This is a genomic window from Cognatundibacterium luofuense (assembly GCF_018139685.1).
Classification (GTDB): domain Bacteria; phylum Pseudomonadota; class Gammaproteobacteria; order Burkholderiales; family Burkholderiaceae_D; genus Undibacterium; species Undibacterium luofuense.
This window is the reverse complement of record NZ_JAGSPN010000630.1, coordinates 1-284: the sequence shown is the minus strand read 5'-3', so window position 1 is coordinate 284 and position 284 is coordinate 1. Positions and strand designations below refer to the sequence as shown.

Annotated in this window: 1 protein-coding gene; it reads left to right on the top strand. The window is 55.3% G+C overall.

Going from position 1 to position 284, the window contains the following annotated elements; translation table 11 throughout:
* Positions 1–284 (top strand): fimbrial biogenesis chaperone (locus KDM89_RS21950; RefSeq protein WP_329604736.1); only part of this gene is annotated, 284 nt, incomplete at both ends.

Sequence of the window (284 nt, the reverse complement as noted above, 5' to 3'; positions counted from 1 at the left end):
AACTGATACTGTTCGTACTGGGCATGCAGGTATTGTCTGCAGCGCAAGCCGGTGTCGTGGTCGGTGCTACACGCGTGATTTTTCGTGAGTCAGATCAGGAGGCGACGGTCAGGCTTAGTAATGAGGGCGAGTATCCGGCATTGGTTGAAGCATGGATGGACAACGGAGATGCCAGTGTAACGCCGGATAAAGTGACGACCCCATTTACGCTGACTCCCCCTCTGTTCCGTATGGAGCCACATCGCGGTCAGACGCTGCGTATGCTGTATACGCGCGAACCCTTG